Annotated in this window: 12 protein-coding genes and 4 tRNA genes; 11 read left to right on the forward strand and 5 right to left on the reverse strand. The window is 68.6% G+C overall.

Annotation, left to right across the window (positions count from 1 at the left end; translation table 11 throughout):
• Positions 1–5: 5 nt before the first annotated feature.
• Together ABZ824_RS04515 and ABZ824_RS04520 are read left to right on the forward strand one after the other, a co-directional pair.
• Entirely contained in the window at positions 6–1,565 is a 1,560-nt protein-coding gene (locus ABZ824_RS04515; protein ID WP_356961608.1) for an NAD(P)/FAD-dependent oxidoreductase, read from the forward strand.
• A gap of 427 nt (positions 1,566–1,992) precedes the next feature.
• Positions 1,993–2,955, forward strand: a complete 963-nt coding sequence (locus tag ABZ824_RS04520) for a LysR family transcriptional regulator (protein WP_356962454.1) — start codon at positions 1,993–1,995, stop codon at positions 2,953–2,955.
• Here the strand turns inward: ABZ824_RS04520 and ABZ824_RS04525 are convergent.
• A complete protein-coding gene (locus ABZ824_RS04525; RefSeq protein ID WP_356961609.1) occupies positions 2,922–3,968 on the reverse strand; it encodes a hypothetical protein in 1,047 nt (348 codons plus the stop codon). The two genes, ABZ824_RS04520 and ABZ824_RS04525, sit on opposite strands and share 34 nt — an antisense overlap.
• Before the next feature lie 549 nt (positions 3,969–4,517).
• On the opposite strand from ABZ824_RS04525, the gene ABZ824_RS04530 reads away from it, so the two are divergent.
• Entirely contained in the window at positions 4,518–5,462 is a 945-nt protein-coding gene (locus ABZ824_RS04530) for a hypothetical protein (protein ID WP_355070428.1), read from the forward strand.
• On the opposite strand, the gene ABZ824_RS04535 is transcribed toward ABZ824_RS04530, so the two are convergent.
• The 4 genes from ABZ824_RS04535 to ABZ824_RS04550 all read right to left on the reverse strand — a co-directional run bounded on the left by ABZ824_RS04535 (position 5,428) and on the right by ABZ824_RS04550 (position 7,299).
• The gene (locus tag ABZ824_RS04535; RefSeq protein ID WP_356961611.1) at positions 5,428–6,657 is read right to left on the reverse strand and encodes a sigma factor-like helix-turn-helix DNA-binding protein; all 1,230 of its coding nucleotides are present in this window, start codon (positions 6,655–6,657) and stop codon (positions 5,428–5,430) included. The genes ABZ824_RS04530 and ABZ824_RS04535 overlap by 35 nt on opposite strands.
• 379 nt (positions 6,658–7,036) lie before the next feature.
• Positions 7,037–7,111: transfer RNA gene (locus tag ABZ824_RS04540), tRNA-Val, on the reverse strand.
• Position 7,112: 1 nt separating this feature from the next.
• A tRNA-Cys gene (locus ABZ824_RS04545) sits at positions 7,113–7,183 on the reverse strand.
• A 43-nt stretch (positions 7,184–7,226) separates the two neighbouring features.
• A tRNA-Gly gene (locus tag ABZ824_RS04550) sits at positions 7,227–7,299 on the reverse strand.
• Between the two features lie 392 nt (positions 7,300–7,691).
• On the opposite strand from ABZ824_RS04550, the gene ABZ824_RS04555 reads away from it, so the two are divergent.
• The 8 genes from ABZ824_RS04555 to pgsA all read left to right on the forward strand — a co-directional run bounded on the left by ABZ824_RS04555 (position 7,692) and on the right by pgsA (position 17,778).
• Positions 7,692–7,763: transfer RNA gene (locus ABZ824_RS04555), tRNA-Val, on the forward strand.
• A gap of 538 nt (positions 7,764–8,301) precedes the next feature.
• Positions 8,302–10,530: a bifunctional SulP family inorganic anion transporter/carbonic anhydrase gene (locus ABZ824_RS04560; protein ID WP_356961612.1), complete on the forward strand. Its 2,229-nt coding sequence runs from the start codon at positions 8,302–8,304 to the stop codon at positions 10,528–10,530.
• A 244-nt stretch (positions 10,531–10,774) separates the two neighbouring features.
• On the forward strand, positions 10,775–13,024 hold the full coding sequence (locus tag ABZ824_RS04565) for a bifunctional SulP family inorganic anion transporter/carbonic anhydrase (protein ID WP_356961613.1): 2,250 nt from the start codon (positions 10,775–10,777) through the stop codon (positions 13,022–13,024).
• Positions 13,025–13,133: 109 nt separating this feature from the next.
• Positions 13,134–13,559, forward strand: coding sequence for a TIGR02611 family protein (locus tag ABZ824_RS04570; protein ID WP_355070436.1), 426 nt, complete (start codon positions 13,134–13,136; stop codon positions 13,557–13,559).
• Positions 13,560–13,561: 2 nt separating this feature from the next.
• The gene (locus ABZ824_RS04575; protein WP_356961615.1) at positions 13,562–14,176 is read left to right on the forward strand and encodes a (2Fe-2S)-binding protein; all 615 of its coding nucleotides are present in this window, start codon (positions 13,562–13,564) and stop codon (positions 14,174–14,176) included.
• Between the two features lie 223 nt (positions 14,177–14,399).
• The gene (gene thrS / locus ABZ824_RS04580) at positions 14,400–16,463 is read left to right on the forward strand and encodes a threonine--tRNA ligase (RefSeq protein WP_355070439.1); all 2,064 of its coding nucleotides are present in this window, start codon (positions 14,400–14,402) and stop codon (positions 16,461–16,463) included.
• Positions 16,460–17,059: an HIT domain-containing protein gene (locus ABZ824_RS04585; RefSeq protein ID WP_355070441.1), complete on the forward strand. Its 600-nt coding sequence runs from the start codon at positions 16,460–16,462 to the stop codon at positions 17,057–17,059. The genes thrS and ABZ824_RS04585 overlap by 4 nt, the downstream gene beginning before the upstream one ends.
• Before the next feature lie 23 nt (positions 17,060–17,082).
• Complete coding sequence (pgsA, locus tag ABZ824_RS04590) at positions 17,083–17,778, forward strand: phosphatidylinositol phosphate synthase (protein ID WP_356961617.1); 696 nt, start codon at positions 17,083–17,085, stop codon at positions 17,776–17,778.
• The last annotated feature ends 30 nt before the right edge of the window (positions 17,779–17,808 follow it).

The following is a 17,808-nucleotide window of genomic DNA, read 5'->3' on the forward strand; positions in this document are numbered from 1 at the left end:
CGCGCATGACAAGCGGAAGCCGCATCGGGATCGTCGGTGCGGGTATCGCAGGTCTCGCCTGCGCGAAAGTGCTGAAACAGGCGGGTTTTCCGGTCGAGGTTTTCGACCGTGCACCCGATGTCGGTGGTGTGTGGAGCGCGACCCGGCGATACCCGGGACTGCAGACGCAGAACTCCAAGGACACATATCACTTCTCCGACTTCCCCATGCCTGCCGACTACCCGCGCGTCCTCGACGGGCAGCACATGCAGGCCTATCTGGCCGCCTACGCCGAGCACTTCGGGCTGACCGACCACCTGCGGTTGGGCACCGAGGTGGTCGCCGCCGATCCGGTGGACAGCGGCTGGTTGCTGGAGATTCGCGATTCGAGCGGAGTCCATCGCGCCTCGTGCGATCACCTGGTCATCGCCAACGGTGTTTTCAGCGAACCCGCGATGCCGGAGTACCGCGGCGCCGACTGGTTCCGCGCCGCGGGCGGGCGCTTGTGCCACTCCTCCGAGTTCACCGATCTGGAGTCGGTGCGCGGCAAGTCGGTCGTCGTGGTCGGCTACGGCAAGTCCGCCTGTGACATCGCCACCGCGGTGAGCGAGGTCGCGGCGTCCACCTCGGTGGTGGCCCGGCGGCTGTTCTGGAAGATGCCGCGCAAGCTGGCGCGGGTGATCGACTACGAGCGGCTGATGCTGACCCGCTTCGGCGAGGCGCACTTCCACTACCTGCGGCCCCGCTGGATGGACCGGTTCCTGGACGGCCCAGGCGAATCGATACGGATCAGCAACTTCGATCTGATCCAGGAACTGGTCACCAAACACTCGCAGCTGCGTGAACTCGGTCTGGTGCCCGGCGGGCGGTTCGAGCAGATCGCCGAGAGCACCGTCAGCCTGGTGAGCGAAGGCTTCTACGAGCAGGTCGCCAACGGACGTATCACGGTGCACCGGGACACCACGATCACCGAGATGGGTGGTGGTCCCAAGGCGGCGCCCGGGATCCGGCTGTCCACCGGGCAGGTGCTGCAGGCGGACGTCGTGATCTGCGCGACCGGCTTCCAGCAGCGCGTGCCGTTCCTCACGCCGTACATCCAGCGCATGCTGACCGATGAGCACGGCAATTTCCGCCTGCACCGTCAGATCCTGCCGTTGGAGGTCCCGAATCTGACCTTCGCCGGCTACAACTCCTCGGTGATCAGCACGCTGAACGCCGAGGTCGCCGCGCACTGGACCGCCGCGCTGCTCAACGGCAGGCTCGTCCTGCCGCCCGCCGAGAAACTCGACGAGGAGATCGACGCCCGGCTGCGCTGGATGGAGGAACGCACGCACGGCCACCACGCGCACGGCACCGCGGTCGTCCCGTTCTCCATCCAGAACATCGACGAGATGCTCGCCGACCTGAAGTTCCGCCTGCCGCTGCACACGCGCGTGGCGCAGGTGTTCCGCCGGATCAGGCCGGAGTCCTACCGCGGACTGGCCAACCGTCGCAAGCCGGGGCCAGGGCCGGTGGCACGCCCGGCGGTGCCGATCGAGGCTGAGCTGCTTCCGTACGAGGGCGACAGCGGCCGGGTCAGCCACTAGAACATCGGGGCGGACCCGGGTGGCGCCGGTCCACTCGGTCAGCGAGTTCTCCGATCGGTCCGGGCCGCGGGGTGGGCGACTGCGTGCGCACACTTGCATCGACTGCCGAACCGGCGGCTGTCATGCGGCAAATCGTGCCGGGCCGTCCGATGGCCGATCGGTCTGCGGTGCTGCTTTCTGGGTCCGGCGCGCTCGATGAGGACTGTCGCGCCGCCGCCCAGCTGGCCTGTGCGGGGCGTATCCCCAGCTCACCGGCCAGCCGGATGCTCGCAACGGTGCCCTGCCCGCGGCGGCGGCCCGCTCGAGCACGGACGGTTCCGCCTCCGACTGTCCGGTGGAACCGCTCGGTTCGGACTCGCCGCGAGTTATCGCGCGCGCAATACCGGGGGCCGCTGTTTGCGTTGGCGATAATCCAAGGGTGGAAGCGCTGGACATGAATCTCCTCGTGGCCCTCGACGCACTGCTGGACACCAACAGCGTCACCTTGGCCGCGGAGCGCCTACACACCTCGCCGCCCGCGATGAGCCGGACGCTGGCCAGATTGCGCGACGTACTGGGCGACCCGCTGCTCGTGCGTGCCGGTCGCAACCTGGTGCCGACGCCGCGCGCACTGGAATTGCGATACGAGGTCAGCACGCTGGTCGAGCAGGGCCGCGCACTGCTGACGCCGCGCGACGACCTCGACCCGGCCGCGCTGCGCCGGACGTTCGCGATACAGGCGGGCGACATGGTGCTCACCGAACTGGCCGGGCCCCTGCTGTCCGCGGTGCGCGCCCAAGCGCCGGGCGTGACGCTGCGCTTCCTGCCCGACATCGCCGAGGGCACCGGGGCGTTGCGGGATGGACGCGTCGACCTGGAGGTCGGCGTGATCGACCACACCGACCCGGAGACCACTGTGCGCAGAGTGCTCACCGACCGGGTGATCGGAGTCGCCGCCACCGACCATCCGCTGGTCACCGATCGCGTCACCGTCGCCGCGTACGCCGCCGCGCCGCACCTGAGCATTTCGCGCACCGGCCGTTCGCACGGCCCGATCGACGACCGCCTCGCCCTGCACGGCCGCACCCGGCGGGTGGTGGCCACCGTGCCCACGCTGACCAGCGCGCTGTTCGCGGTGCGCGGCAGCGACCTGGTCTGCCCCGCACCCGCCTTGCTGAGCGCCGCTACCCTACCCGCGATCGGACTGAGCACGTTCGAGATACCCCTGCCGTTGCCCGAAGTCGCCATCGGGATGGCCTGGCATCCGCGCAACACCGCCGACGGGGGGCATCGCTGGCTGCGCGATCTCGCCCAGCAGATCCTGTTGCGTTCCTTCGCGGCGGCGCCTCCGCCGAAGCGGCGCCGCGTCAAGGCCCTTCAGGACATCGGGGGCGGGCTGGATAGCCGGTAGTCGGCCGGTCGGCGCTGCGCGTCGGTGCGGTCGGACTGATAGCCATTCGTCGTCGACTCGCCCGGCGCCGGCCCGAAGAGGTCGGAGCGGCCCAGCGGAGCCGCCGCCGTGCGCTTGAGTTCGTCCAGCATGGCTTGCAGCTTGTCCACGTGCGTGTTCTCGACCGGGGTGCGGTCGTCGTCGCCGGCGCGGTGCGCTCCGGTGAGTCCCACGCCCGGGGTGCCGGGGGCTGTGCCGTTCTCCGAGCCGTTGTGCGTCGTGCTCGAGGCGGACGCGACGATGCTTTCGTACGCGGCGTTCTCACCGGGGGAGTACGAGGTGGCGGGTTCGCGCGAGGCGATGAACGCCTCCTGCTGTCCCGTGCTCGGGTCGCGTGGTGTCGGCGCGGTGAAAGGCGATACGGGCTCCCGTTGGACCGGAGTGGTGAAAGCCGGCTCACGGGACGGCGGGGCGGTGAAGCTCGCCGCCGGGTCGCGGGGCGTGGTGAAGTTCTGCCCGGACGTGGCGTTCGTATCGAGCACGGTCGGCGTGGGCTCGCGCGGCGGTGTGAAACTCGTCTGCGCAGTAGAACTCGGTTCGACCGCCGCGTGCACCGGCTCTCGCTGCGTGCGCTGCGGGCGCACACCGTTCGTGGCACCGGCCGGCTCGCGGGAATCGCTCTTCTGCGCAGTGGCTTCGGCGCCGCCGTGCTGCGGTCCGCGCGCGTTCGATCGTCCCGCGGCTGCCCGGGGTAGCGGGCGTTGCGCAGTTCGCTGGTCCTCCTGCGCTGGGTCGTCACCGGATTCCAGGCGCTCCACCCTGGCATCGAGACTCGAGATGTCCTGTCCGGCACGGAAAGCCCACGCCTCGAGCTCGGCCAACCGCCCCTCGACGGTCGGTTCGCTCACCACGGTCTGCGCACCGTCGATCCGGGCCGCCACCGCGTCGAGCTTCTCGCTGACCTCTCGGAGAGCCGACGCGATACTCGCCAACATCGTGCCGACCGACTCGCCGGTCTGCTGACCGTGCTCCATCCAGTACCCACTTCCCCGTATCGGCCCAGCTCGCACTCGGCCGGACGATTCTATCCGCCCAGTTGGACATCCGCGGCTCGCGAAAGATTCGGCGGTGCACCGCCGATTCAAGACCTGATCGAAGCAGCCTAGGCCCCCGGAATCAGCCCCCTGCAGGCGGATTACGTGGCGACCCGGTTTGTCCGGAAACGGGCCGACGCATCTGATCGGTCATTATCCGCCCGAAGCGCGTCCTGCGCGAGTTCACGCCCAGGGGTGGATGCGCGAAGGCCGTGCCGGTTGCCGCGGGGCCAGGGTTGCGAGCGGCCGGGCGCGTCGTGGGATGGCGGCAACTGTCAATTCAGCGTTCCCGCAGTGGCCGATGCCGTCCCGTGGCATGATGAAAGCCCTTGTGCCGCAGAGTACAACGCAGATCTCGTCGGCAGGCCACGTGTGTGGCACACCCGAGCGCGGGGTGAACGGGGCTGGCGAGGTAGCCGAGTCTGACGCACTCTTGATCTATGGCGTAGGTCGCCGGGCCTGCGGTGGTTTGTGCAGGGGAGTGGTCGCGTGAGAACGAAGCAGCGGGCGGAGATCGCCTGCGGGCGCCGAGCGATGCTCGCCGAGTTGGGTATCGGAGAGGCCTCCGGCCGTATCCGTGGATCGAAGACCGGTTACGCCTGCGGGTGCCCGGAATGTGCCGCCGCCCAGTGGGATATGCGGCGGCTCAAATACTGGTTGTGCGGCAGGCTGCTCGCCTACGGAGCCGACGAGGCCGAAGTGGATCAGCGCATCGGGACCTTGCCGGTGGACGTGTACTGGCGCAAGGGCGACCGGATATACGCGATCGAGGTGCGCAGCGGTCCGCTGGAGCGTGGACTCGCTCAGGAGCACACCGAACGGCTGCGCGCCGAGGGTTGCACGGACGTGTTGTGGCTGTGCCCACCCGGCTACTGGGTGCCGTACCTGCACGCTCTGGGCATCGCGGACTTCGCGCCCGCCGCCTGTGATTATCGCGCGGTCACCGGCGTGCTCGACACCGAGCACGCGATGGCGGCGCCGCGGCGTGAGCCGGTCGAGCTACGCGAGTTCATCGCGGGCTGGGTGAGCGGCGAGTATGTCTGGGGCCATCGGGACGAGAGGACAGGAGGCTGGGCGACCGTGACCGACTGGGAGTACCACACGAAGACGCAGGCCACGGTCATCGCCCGGCAGCGCCAGGAGCTGGTCAACCAGCGCACGTCGCTGGCGGTGGCCCGGAAAGCTCTGCGCGACAAGCAGAAACATCTGCTGAAGATGACCACGCGACTGGAGCGCGCGGAGCAGGCCGCGCAGGAACGGGCCGACGCGCTCGCCGCCGCCCAGCGCACGATCGCCGATCACGACCGGCTCGACAAGGCCCTGCGCAACACGATCGCCAAGCTCGAGGTGACCATCGGCCGCTGGCAGCTGATCACCATCTGCGCGATGCTGCTGATCGTCACTTTCCTGGCGGGGGCGATGGTGGTGCGCTGAGCCGGAACGGCGCCCGGTCCCACCGCCATTCGTGGCGCAGCACCAGCGCGAGGAAGTCCAGCAGTTCCAGGCCGGTCTTCGCGCGCACCTCGCGGAGCGCGGCCCAGTGCACGGGGCCGCACTCGACGAGGTCGCGCAGCATCCGTTCACCAGCGGCGTCGACAGGGCGGGCGCGCAGATCCGGGACGCCGACGCGGCTGCCGGTCCAGACCAGCCAGCCCCAGCCGTTGGCGTGCGCGTATGCCCGAGCGGCGGCGGATTTCACGACGTTCACGTGGAAGCCGACGTGGCCCAGCGGCGTGACGTCGATCAGTACGGTGCGGCCGTCCGTGAGCCGCGCGACGATGCTCGGATAGTGCACCCGCTGCGCGCCGTCGAGTTCGTAGACGACCGCCGCGGGCTGCTCCAGGAAGGTTTCGACGAGATCGCCGGCGTTGAGGATCCGCAGCAGCCTGGCCTCGAGACCGGAGTCGAACGGCACGTCGCGACCGACCTTGTCCAGATAGAAGCGCCCCCGGCCGTCGTCGTCGCTGTCCACGGTGCGCGCGGACGAGGTCGGGATCGCGGCCGCGGTGCCTGCGTGGGGCCAGTCGACCTGCCCCAACCAGGTATTCAGCTGACTCGTGGCGCGCGGCTCGGCGTCGTGTAGTTTCGCCAGGCGCCGGTTGGTCTTCTTCTGCCACGCCGCGATGCGCTGGGTGACGAATCCGGCGATTCGCTTGGCGTCCTCGGCGGCGTGCCCGGCCAGCCGGAGTTTGAGATACGACAGCTCGGTCGCGGCGATATCGGTGTCGGTCGCGTACGTCTCCACCAGCAGCGCGCGTGTGAGCTGCCGGTCCATGGCGTCGAGGGGGTAGCGCGCGGACAGGACCGCGGCGGCCCGATGTCCGGAAAGCTGTGCCATCCGGATCATCTGCCCGACCGCTTTGGTGTGCAGTTGCCGCACCCGGTCGCGGGAAAGGTCGTAACGAGCGCCGATCCGGGCGAGTGTCTCGGGCTTCTCGCCACCGACTCCCAGCCGAGCCGTCAGCAGGTCGCCATCCTTGGCCTTCTGGTCGGCGCGCAGCGCGATCAGCTCCCCGAGCACCTCGTTGACCTCTTCGAGTTCGAACGAGATGTCGTCGCGCAGGTCGAGTGACTCGGGATCGTCGTCATCCGGCGCCGCGCCTTGCGCGACCTCCGCGCTGATCGTCACGCGACAACCCCCTGACTCGGCTCCGGCACTGTGCGCCACAGCGTATCCCCACCCACCGACACGCGGCCCCATCCTGGTCGCCGGCGACAGCAGTCGTTCCCTGGCAGCCGGCGCTCTCGATCAGGTGCGGCGCACACCCGGCGAACCGAGCGGCTCTCGTAGCTCCTGGACCAGGGCTGATCGGAGATCGCATCGGAACTCCCAACTCGACTACTCGTGATCAGGGAGAACGCTGCCAGTAGATATCGGACTGCTCACGGGTAGCCGACTACGTGTTCTCGAGCCGGACCGCGACGAATGGCCAGTGGAGACTCGATCCGCGTGCGGGGCACAAACAAAATCAGACCCGGTGAAAACCGGGTCTGACCTCGTGAGACGGTGGTGCGCGATACTGGGATTGAACCAGTGACCTCTTCCGTGTCAGGGAAGCGCTCTCCCGCTGAGCTAATCGCGCGAGGTGGAGACGGGAATCGAACCCGTGTGCACGGCTTTGCAGGCCGTTGCCTCACCACTCGGCCACTCCACCGCGCAAAGGGGGACGGCGTAATGTTGCCTGGCCCTACCTCTCGAGCGGATGACGGGATTCGAACCCGCGACCCTCACCTTGGCAAGGTGATGCGCTACCAGCTGCGCTACATCCGCATTCTGCCTCCCCGGGGCTCGTTTCCGGCCTCCGTGGTGCGAGACAGAACATTAGCGGACGCTCGGTGAAAGGTACAAATCCGCTGGTAGAACGGCGGAAATCGGGAAAGTGGGCGCTGTGACGCCGGTGGCTCATGTGGTGGATGGGGGAGTCGAGGCGCTCGGTGGTCCTCTCGATGGTCGAGCCGCACCGAATCTGCGACCGCAGCCGGCGTGGTCGCGACCCCGCTTGTCCGCCACCAAGAGTTCGCGCAAGATCGGGAGGAACTGCTCGCGAGTGGTGGCTCCGCGCCGAACCATCCCTGTCCGGACGGCGATTTGGTGAACCACCGGTGGCGCGTGCTAATGTTTCGTCTCGTCCGGAGGGCGCCACGCGCCGCCGGAACCCGTCAGGTCTCATAGCTCAGCGGGAGAGCGTCCGCCTCACACGCGGAAGGTCGCTGGTTCGATCCCAGCTGGGACCACTTCATCCCCTCGACAGATCGCCAGGTCGGGGGGATTTTGCGTATCCGATCGTTCGAACCTCGTCGACTGCCTCGGCCCGCGTACCGCGGCAAGTGGGAGACGCTCGTCGTGAGCGTCAGGCTGAACGTCCGGTGGGCGAAGTATCGCGTGCTCCACTGGGCTGGTGGCGTGGGCGTTCTCGTTCGCATCGGGAGTCACGATCGAGGGATTCGTCTTCGACGTCGTTCGCCGGTGAGCGGGCTGTCTCTTGGCCATCCGTCCAGTCGAGCGTCCTGTCGCTGCGAAGCTCCTCGAATCGGCAGCCGTCGACGTTCTTTGTTGCGCTGTGACCTGAGTCACATTATGGTAGCGGTTGCCTTTCTGGGAACCGGGAACCTTTCCACACCCTTTGCGAACTCTTTACTATCGTTTCGATCACTGTGTCACGGGGTCGCCTCCACCGACGGAGGAACGACCCGAGCTTCGCCCGCCGCTCGCTTTCGATGCCAAGAACATGTTTGACCGATGAACCGGGGCCACCCCGGCGAAGGAGAAAATATGTCCACCGACACCGATTCCGCACCACGGACGTCGCCGCACGCACATCTCGCCGGTCGCCTGACCAGCGTCGGCCGTGCCGATCTACCTGCCTCGATCGTGGTTTTCCTGGTCGCGCTTCCCCTTTCGCTCGGTGTGGCGGTGGCCTCCGGCGCTCCGGTGGCGGCAGGACTCATCGCAGCCGTCGTCGGCGGTGTGGTGGCCGGATTGCTGGGTGGTTCCGCGATCCAGGTGAGCGGGCCCACCGCGAGCCTCACCGTGGTCGTCGCCGAGAGTGTGCACCAATTCGGCTGGGCGGCAACGTGCTTCATCACCGTCGGAGCGGGTGTGCTGCAGATCCTGTTCGGGCTGAGCCGGGTCGCGCGCGCCGCGCTGGCCATCGCCCCGGTGGTCGTGCACGGCATGCTGGCGGGCATCGGCGTGGTGATCGCGCTGCAACAGGTGCACGTGCTGCTCGGGGGCAGCTCGCTGAGTTCGTCGTTCGCCGCGCTGGTGGGGTTACCGCGGCAGCTGTTGTCGGTGCGCACCGGCGACCTGTGCGTGGGCCTGGTCGTCATCGGCATCCTGGTCGCTTGGCGCTTCGCGCCACGGCGGGTGCGCGTGCTCCCCGCACCGCTCGTCGCCGTGGTCACCGCCACGCTGCTGGCGCTCGTCCTGCCCACGCGGGTCGAGCACCTCGTGCTGAACGAGTCGTTGCTGGAGTCCCTGGGCCTGCCCGCCATCCCCTCCGGCGGCCCGGCGGCCGTCGCCTCGACCGTGATCACGATCGCGCTCATCGCCAGCGTCGAAAGCCTGCTGTCGGCGGTCGCGGTAGACAAGATGCGGCCTGGTCACCGCACCGATTTCGACCGGGAGCTGATCGGGCAGGGATCGGCCAACGTCGTCTCCGGCCTGCTCGGCGGCCTGCCGATCGCGGCCGTCATCGTGCGCAGCATCACCAACGCGAACGCAGGCGCTCGCAGCAGGGCGGCGACCGTGCTGCACGGAGTCTGGATCCTGCTGTTCGCGGTGGCCCTGGCCGGCCTCGTGCGGCAGATCCCGACCGCCGCGCTGGCCGGACTGCTCATCTTCGTCGGCGCGCAGCTGATCAAGCTGGCGCACATCCGGCTGGCCAGGCGGGCCGGTGAAATGTACGTCTACCTGGCGACGGTACTGGGTGTGGTGTTCCTGAATCTCTTGCAGGGCATGCTGATCGGTCTCGTGCTCGCGTTCGCGCTGCTGCTGTGGCGGGTGGTGCGCGTGCTGATCGTCGCGGCTCCCGTACCCGGCTCGCGCCGGTGGGTGGTCGCTATCGACGGCACGTGCACCTTCCTGGCCTTGCCGAAGCTCACCGCGGAACTGGCGAAGGTCCCGGCCGACGCCGAGGTGACCGTCGAGATGGCCGTCGACTTCCTGGACCACGCTACGCACGAGTTCCTCACCGAATGGGCTCGCGAGCGCGAAACGCACGGTAGTGCAGTGGAATTCGTCGAACTCGGCGGCGAAAGGATGGCAACCGCCTTGGCCGGACCGCCCGAGCGCGGGCACTTCAGGCAGGTCGTCGACCAGGTCATCGGACCGTGGCGGCGCACGGGCGACCGGGAGGACCGCATCGCGGCGGGCATCGCCGCCTACCACCGCGGCCACGCCCACCTGCTGCGCCCGCACCTGGACAAGTTGCGCCATCGGCACGACGCCGACTCGTTCTTCCTCACCTGTGCGGACGCCAGAATCGTGCCGAACGTCATCACCAACAGCGGCCCTGGCGACCTGTTCACCGTGCGCAACGTGGGCAATCTGGTGCCTACGCGCGGTGGGGACGTCTCGGTGGAGGCGGCGCTGATCTACGCGTTGGAGCGGCTGGACGTGCGCGCGGTCGTGGTCTGCGGTCACTCCGGCTGCGGTGCCATGGAGGCGCTGCATCGCGAGGTGCGGGCCGGGGCGGGGCTCGGCGACTGGCTGGCGCACGCCCGGCCGAGCCTGGAGCGCTACCGGCTGGGGCATCCGGTCGCCGCGGCGGCGGCCGTCGCGGGATTCGGCCCGGTGGATCAGCTGGGCATGGTGAACGTCGCCGTGCAGCTGGAGACGCTGCACGCGCACCCGGTCGTGCGCCGAGGGATCGAGGAGCGGGGCGTGGCGGTATCGGGATTGTTCTTCGACCTCGCCACGGCCCGGGTGATCGAGGTCATGGCCGACGGCATCGCGGAGTTCGGCGACGAGCGGCGCGGTATCGCGGCGGAACCCGTCTGAACAGGCATTGTGCGGTGGATCATGCTGATGGACGACGGCCGGACAGTGGGGAATCGCACACAATCGGCGAACTTCTCAGGCTTTGCTAAGTCTTTACCAATAGACTTGCACTCGTTTACATCTCGACTCATCGCTGTGTCGGGACTGCTTCACCGCGAGATGCCGGTTCGCGGTCTTGTGCCCTGCTGGACATGTTGATCGTCAACCGACCTCGGCGAAACAGCCGAGTCGGCGAAGGAGAGTCATGGCTATCGATCACGATTTGGCCCCGCCACCGTCGAAGCCCGCACCGGCGGGTTCGAGCCGCAGTTCCGGACCGCTGTCCGATCGCTTCACCGAAATCCTGCGCCACGATGTGCCCGCATCGATCGTTGTTTTCCTTGTCGCGCTGCCGCTTTCGCTCGGCATCGCGATCGCCTCCGGAGCCCCCGTCGCCGCCGGGCTCATCGCCGCCGTGATCGGCGGTGTCGTCGCCGCCAGCCTCGGTGGTTCGGTCCTGCAGGTGAGCGGCCCCGCCGCTGGCCTCACCGTCGTGGTCGCCGAGACGATCAATCAATTCGGTTGGCGCACAACGTGTTTCATCGTCTTCGCCGCCGGTGTGCTGCAAATCCTGCTCGGCCTGAGCCGCGTGGCCAGGGCGGCGCTCGCCGTGGCGCCCGTGGTGGTGCACGCGATGCTCGCCGGTATCGGCATCACCATCGCGCTGCAGCAGATCCATGTGCTGCTCGGCGGTTCCTCGCACAGCTCGGCCTGGCGGAACATCGTCGAGCTGCCCGGGCAGCTGTTGTCCCTGCACGGCGGTGGCACGCTGATCGGCGTGGTCGTGATCGCGATCATGCTCGGCTGGAAGTACCTGCCCGCCAGGGTCCGCGTCGTGCCGGGTCCGCTGGTCGCGGTGCTCGTGGGTACGGCGCTGTCGCTGGTGCTTCCGCTCGACGCGGTGCGCATCGTGCTGAACGGCTCGCTGTTCGACGCCATCGGCCTGCCTGCGCTGCCTCGCGGCGACTGGTCGGGTCTGGCGCTGGCAGTCGTCACCATCGCGTTGATCGCCAGCGTGGAGAGCCTGCTGTCCGCGGTGGCCGTGGACAAGATGCACTCGCGCAAGCGCACCGACTTCGACCGGGAACTGATCGGCCAAGGCTCGGCGAACGTGCTTTCCGGGCTGCTCGGCGGCCTGCCGGTCACCGGCGTGATCGTGCGTAGCGCCACCAACGTGCAGGCGGGCGCGCACAGCCGCGCCTCCGCGATCCTGCACGGGGTCTGGGTGCTGGTGTTCTCGGTGGCCCTGGTCTCCGTGGTGGAGCAGATCCCGAAGGCCGCGCTGGCCGGTCTGCTCATCGTGATCGGCATCCAACTGGTGAAGCTGGCCCACATCAAACTGGCGCGGCGCACCGGCGACCTGCTGGTCTACGCCGTGACGGTGCTCGGCGTGGTGTTCGCGAACCTGCTCGAGGGCGTGCTGATCGGTCTGGGCCTGGCCTTCGGCCTGCTGCTGTGGCGGGTGGTGCGGGTGGCGATCGAGGCCCGACAGGTACCCGGCACGCAGCGCTGGCTGGTCACCATCGACGGATCGGCCACCTTCCTCGCGCTGCCGAAGCTGTCGGCGCAATTCGCGAAGATACCTCCGGGAGCCGACGTCACGGTGGAGATGACCGTCGACTTCCTCGATCACGCGGCGTTCGAGGCCATCGAGGAATTCGCCCGCCAGCAGGTGAACAACGGCGGCAACGTCGATTTCGTGGAGATCGGCGGCGCCAGGATGGCCCACGCCGCAGCGCAGCCGCCCGCGCGCAGCTTCGCCCGCTCGGTCTGGGACGACATCCTCGGCCCTTGGCGGCGCGACGAGCGGCACGAGAATCCGGTCGCGGCGGGTGTGGCGGCCTTCCACCGCAGCCACGCGCACGTCGTCCGGCCGCATCTGGACGAGTTGCGCGACACGCAGGACCCGGATTCGTTCTTCCTCACCTGCTCGGACTCGCGGATCGTGCCGAACATCATCACCAACAGCGGGCCGGGCGATCTGTTCACGGTGCGCAACGTGGGCAACCTGGCGCCCGCCGAGGGTGACGCGTCGGTGGAGGCCGCGCTGGTGTTCGCGCTCGAGCAGCTGAACGTCCGCTCGATCGTGGTCTGCGGGCATTCCTCGTGCGGTGCGATGAAGGCGTTGCACGCCGGGGCCCAGGTCCCCGGCGTGGACGCCTGGCTCGCCCATGCGCGACCGAGCCTGGAGCGGTTCCACGCGGGCCACCCGGTGGCGAGTGCCGCGCGGGAGGCCGGTTTCGGCGAGGTCGATCAGCTGGCCATGGTGAACGTCGCGGTGCAGCTCGAGTTGCTGCACCGGCACCCAGCGGTGCGCAAGGCGGTCGCCGAGCGCGGCGTCAAGGTGTCGGGCCTGTTCTTCGACATCGCCAGTGCCCGGGTGGTCGAGGTGACCGAGAACGGGATCGCGCACATCGATGACGCGGGCCATCAGCCCGCCCCCGAACTCGTCTGATCGGACGGGGATGGGTGATCCCGCCCGGGCGGCCTGCTCGGGCGGGATCACCGTGTCCGGGCGAGTGGGATCGCGATTCGCTGTGCCGGACCCTCGTACCCTGGGAAACGTGACGGCAGACCTCGAAACGAGCTCGGACGATCGGCCGACCCGCTGGCGCGCCTTCCGCGCCGGGCTCGAACGACGACCTACGCTGTACCTCGGCTACCGGATCGTGGTCGCGGTGGTCGGTGTAGCCGTGCTCGCGGCCGGTGTGCTCGCGATTCCCTATCCCGGTCCCGGCTGGGCGATCGTGTTCGCCGGGCTGGGCATCCTCGCCACCGAATTCGCTTGGGCGCACCGGGTCTTGACCTGGCTGCGGGACCGGTATCGGCAGTTGATGGACTGGTACTCCCGGCAAGGTCTGGCCGTGCAGGTGGCCGGGGCGGTCGGCACCGCCGCGCTGGTCGTGGCGACGCTGTGGGTATTGGGAACCTTCGGGCTTGTGGGTAGTTGGATCGGAGTCGAATGGGAATGGCTGCGCAGCCCCCTGTAACGGTGACCACCGTTCCGGGGCGCATGCTCACCCAACCGGAATGGCTGGCCGCGCGTATCGCGGAGATGGGCCATTCCTGGGGGACCACGTCGCTGCGTATCGCGGGCACGCTGTGGTGGTGCATGGCCGCGTCCGCGCTGGTGGAGCAGATCGCGCGGGCGTACGCGCACGACGCGGACGCCCCCGAGGCCGCGCTGGACCGGCTGGAATGCGAAGTGCGCCCCGACGGCGGCATCGAACGGGTGCGCATCCCGGTGGACGGCGCCCGGGCTTCCGGTAGCGCATCGGCGCTGCGCGAGACGCTGGCGACCGTCATCCCGCCGGTCGCCCGGGTGTCGAGCGCAGGCGTCCCCGCGTTGTGGGCGATCGTGGCCGACGCGATCGGCAATCGGGCACTGGATGCCGGGTCGCCGGACGCGGGCGCGCGGCTGGCCGCCGAGGTCGGCGGCAAACTTCCGGTTCCGCGTTTCGTCGAGATCGGCGGACGCACCTTCGTGCGGCGCATCTCCTGCTGCCTGGTGTTCGAGGTCCCCGGCTGCGAGATGTGCACCAGCTGCCCGAAACGTTCTGCCGCCGAACGCATCGCACTGCTCGCGGACCTGGCCGCCCAGGGCTGACCATCCGGCGCGCGACAACTCGACGGGAACGCCAGGAACTCCGGTGTCACCCGGAGAGAGACCCGAACGCAAATCTCGCGCCACCCGACCGCTACGGCCCAAAACCCGGAGGGGCGGGCCGAAGCGGCGGGACAGTAGCATGGTCGCGCCGGACGAACTTGCGATCGGCCACCATCCAGCGGGACCCCGCCCGCGCACGAGAAACGCCAAGGAGAGCGCAGCCGTGACCACCTCAGCCGCCATCAGCCCAGTCGCCCTCGTCCGGGTGCCGGCCGGGACGACGGCGGGCGCCGCGGTGCGCGAGGCCGGACTGTCCACCAAGGGGCCGGAGACCGTCGTCGTCGTCCGGCTGGACGGCGAACTCAAGGATCTGTCCTGGACCCCGGACGAGGACGTCGACGTGGAGCCGGTCGCGGCGAACACCCCCGACGGCCGCAACGTCATCCGGCACTCCGCCGCGCATGTGCTCGCCCAAGCGGTGCAGCAGGAATTCCCCGAGGCCAAGCTGGGCATCGGTCCCTACATCAAGGACGGGTTCTACTACGACTTCCGGGTCGAGCGGCCGTTCACCCCGGAGGATCTGGCCAAGCTGGAATCCCGGATGAAGAAGATCGTCAAGGGCGCGCAGCGTTTCTCCCGCCGGGTGGTCGAGGTCGACGAGGCCAGGGTCGAGCTGGCCGGTGAGCCGTTCAAACTGGAGCTGATCAGCGACAAGTCCGGGATCGATGATCCAGAGGTCATGGAGGTCGGCGGCAAAGAGCTGACCATCTACGACAATCTGGATCCGCGCACCGGCGAGAAGATCTGGGGCGATCTGTGCCGCGGCCCGCACATCCCGACCACCAAGTTCATCCCGGCCTTCAAACTGACCCGCAGCTCGGCCGCCTACTGGCGCGGTGACCAGAGCCGGGAGGACCTGCAGCGCGTCTACGGCACCGCGTGGGAGTCCCAGGAGGCGCTCGACGAGCACCTGCACCTGCTCGCCGAGGCGGAGCGCCGTGATCACCGCAAGCTCGGCCTGGAGCTGGACCTGTTCAGCTTCCCCGACGAGCTCGGTTCCGGTCTCCCGGTGTTCCACCCCAAGGGCGGCATCATCCGCAAGGAGCTGGAGGAGTACTCGCGTCGCAGGCACGTCGCGGCGGGCTACGAGTTCGTCAACACCCCGCACATCACCAAGGGCCATCTGTTCGAGGTCTCCGGCCACCTGGACTGGTACCGCGACGGCATGTTCCCGGCCATGCACCTGGACGCCGAGCTCAACGAGGACGGCACGGTCCGCAAGCCCGGCCAGGACTACTACGTCAAGCCGATGAACTGCCCGATGCACAACCTGATCTTCCGTGCCCGCGGCCGGTCGTATCGGGAGCTGCCACTGCGGCTGTTCGAGTTCGGCTCGGTCTACCGCTACGAGAAATCCGGCGTGGTGCACGGCCTGACCCGGGTGCGCGGCATGACTCAGGACGACGCGCACATCTACTGCACCAAAGAGCAGATGCACAGCGAACTGACCGACACGCTGCGGTTCGTGCTGGATCTGCTGAAGGACTACGGCCTCGACGACTTCTACCTCGAGCTGTCCACCAAGGACCCGAAGAAGTTCGTCGGTTCCGACGAGATCTGGGAGGAGGCCACCGAGACCTTGTCCAAGGTCGCCTCGGCCTCCGGTCTCGAGCTGGTACCCGATCCCGGCGGCGCCGCCTTCTACGGCCCGAAGATCTCCGTGCAGGCCAAGGACGCGCTGGGGCGCACCTGGCAGATGTCGACCATCCAGCTCGACTTCAACCTGCCCGAGCGCTTCGACCTGGAGTACACCGCGTCGGACGGCACCAAGCAGCGGCCGGTCATGATCCACCGCGCGCTGTTCGGGTCGATCGAGCGCTTCTTCGGTGTGCTCACCGAGCACTACGCGGGCGCGTTCCCGGCCTGGTTGTCTCCGGTGCAGGTCGTCGGCATCCCGGTCGCGGATACCTTTGCCCCGCACCTGGATCGGGTGATCGAACGGTTGCAGGACGAGGGCATCCGGGCACAGGTGGACCGCAGCGACGACCGGATGCAGAAGAAGATCTTCAACAACACCGCCCAGAAGGTGCCGTTCATGCTGCTCGCCGGTGAGCGCGACGTGAACGCGAACGCCGTGAGCTTCCGCTTCCGCGACGGTACCCAGGTCAACGGCGTGCCGGTCGACGACGCGGTGGCCACCATCGTCGCGTGGATCGCCCACCGGGAGAACGCGTCGCCGACGGCCGAGGGTTTCGAAATCCGATCAGCGAACAAGGGTGGGGCATGACCGAGCGGACGGTGCCGGAGGGGCTCGCGGATCTGGACGGGACCGCGACCTCGGCCGAGCCGGGCAGCATCGTGGACACCGGCGCCGGCGAACCGGATCGGCTGCAGCGCCTGTGGACGCCGTATCGCATGTCCTACATCGCGGAGGCGGCCACCGGTCCCAAGGATTCGACCGGCCACCCCTTCACCGACATCCCGAAGATGTCCGACGAGGACGGATTGGTCGTCGCCAGGGGCGAGTTGGTGTACGCCGTGCTCAACCTGTACCCGTACAACCCGGGACACATGATGGTGGTGCCGTATCGCAAGGTGGCGAACCTGGAGGATCTCACCGAGGCGGAGAGCGCCGAGTTGATGGCCTTCACCCAGCAGGCGATCCGGGTGATGAAGAAGGTGTCCCGGCCGCACGGCTTCAACGTGGGGCTGAATCTCGGCGGGGTGGCCGGTGGGTCGCTGGCCGACCACCTGCACCAGCACATCGTCCCGCGCTGGGGTGGCGACGCGAACTTCATCACGGTCATCGGCGGGGCGAAGGTGATGCCGCAACTGCTGCGGGAGACCAGGGCGCTGCTGTCGGCGGCCTGGAAGGAGGCGTAGATGAGCGACCGGGCGGGTCGGCCGTGCTGAGTTTCTTCGGCCGCGAGACGTTCGCGAAGGCGACTGCTCCACTGGGCCGCGCGCTGGTCGGCACCGGACTGACGCCGGACGCGATGACGCTGATCGGCACCACCGCCTCCATCGTCGCCGCGGTCACGCTCTTCCCGACCGGACACCTGTTCTGGGGAACCATGGTGATCTGGTTGTTCGTCATGTTCGACATGCTCGACGGGGCGATGGCGCGGGCGCGCGGCGGCGGCACGAAGTACGGCGCGGTGCTGGACGCCACCTGTGACCGGCTGGCCGACGGGGCGATCTTCGGCGGGCTGGCCTGGTGGGCGGTCTTCCACGAGCAGCACAAGCCCTTGTTCGCCGCGACGCTGGTCGTCTTGGTGACCTCGCAGGTGATCTCCTATGCGAAGGCGCGCGCCGAGGCCAGTGGGCTGTCCGCGGACGGCGGCCTCATCGAGCGGCCGGACCGGCTGATCATCGTGCTGGTCGGCGCCGGATTCACCGGCATCGGTGGCTACTGGGGGATCGAATGGCTGACCTACGCCGTGCACGTGGCCATGTGGATCCTCGCCGTGCTCAGCATCGTCACCGTCGTTCAGCGGGTGCTGGCCGTACGCAACTCGCCGGGAGCGCGCACCGTGATCCCGACCGGGCAGTCGCAGCGCCCTGGCGCGGGCACCGCCGACACCTCGGGGCTTCCGACGTGACCTCACCCGATGCCGGGCGCGAACCGATCG

It is taken from the genome of Nocardia sp. NPDC047038 (assembly GCF_040644075.1).
Lineage (GTDB): Bacteria > Actinomycetota > Actinomycetes > Mycobacteriales > Mycobacteriaceae > Nocardia > Nocardia sichangensis.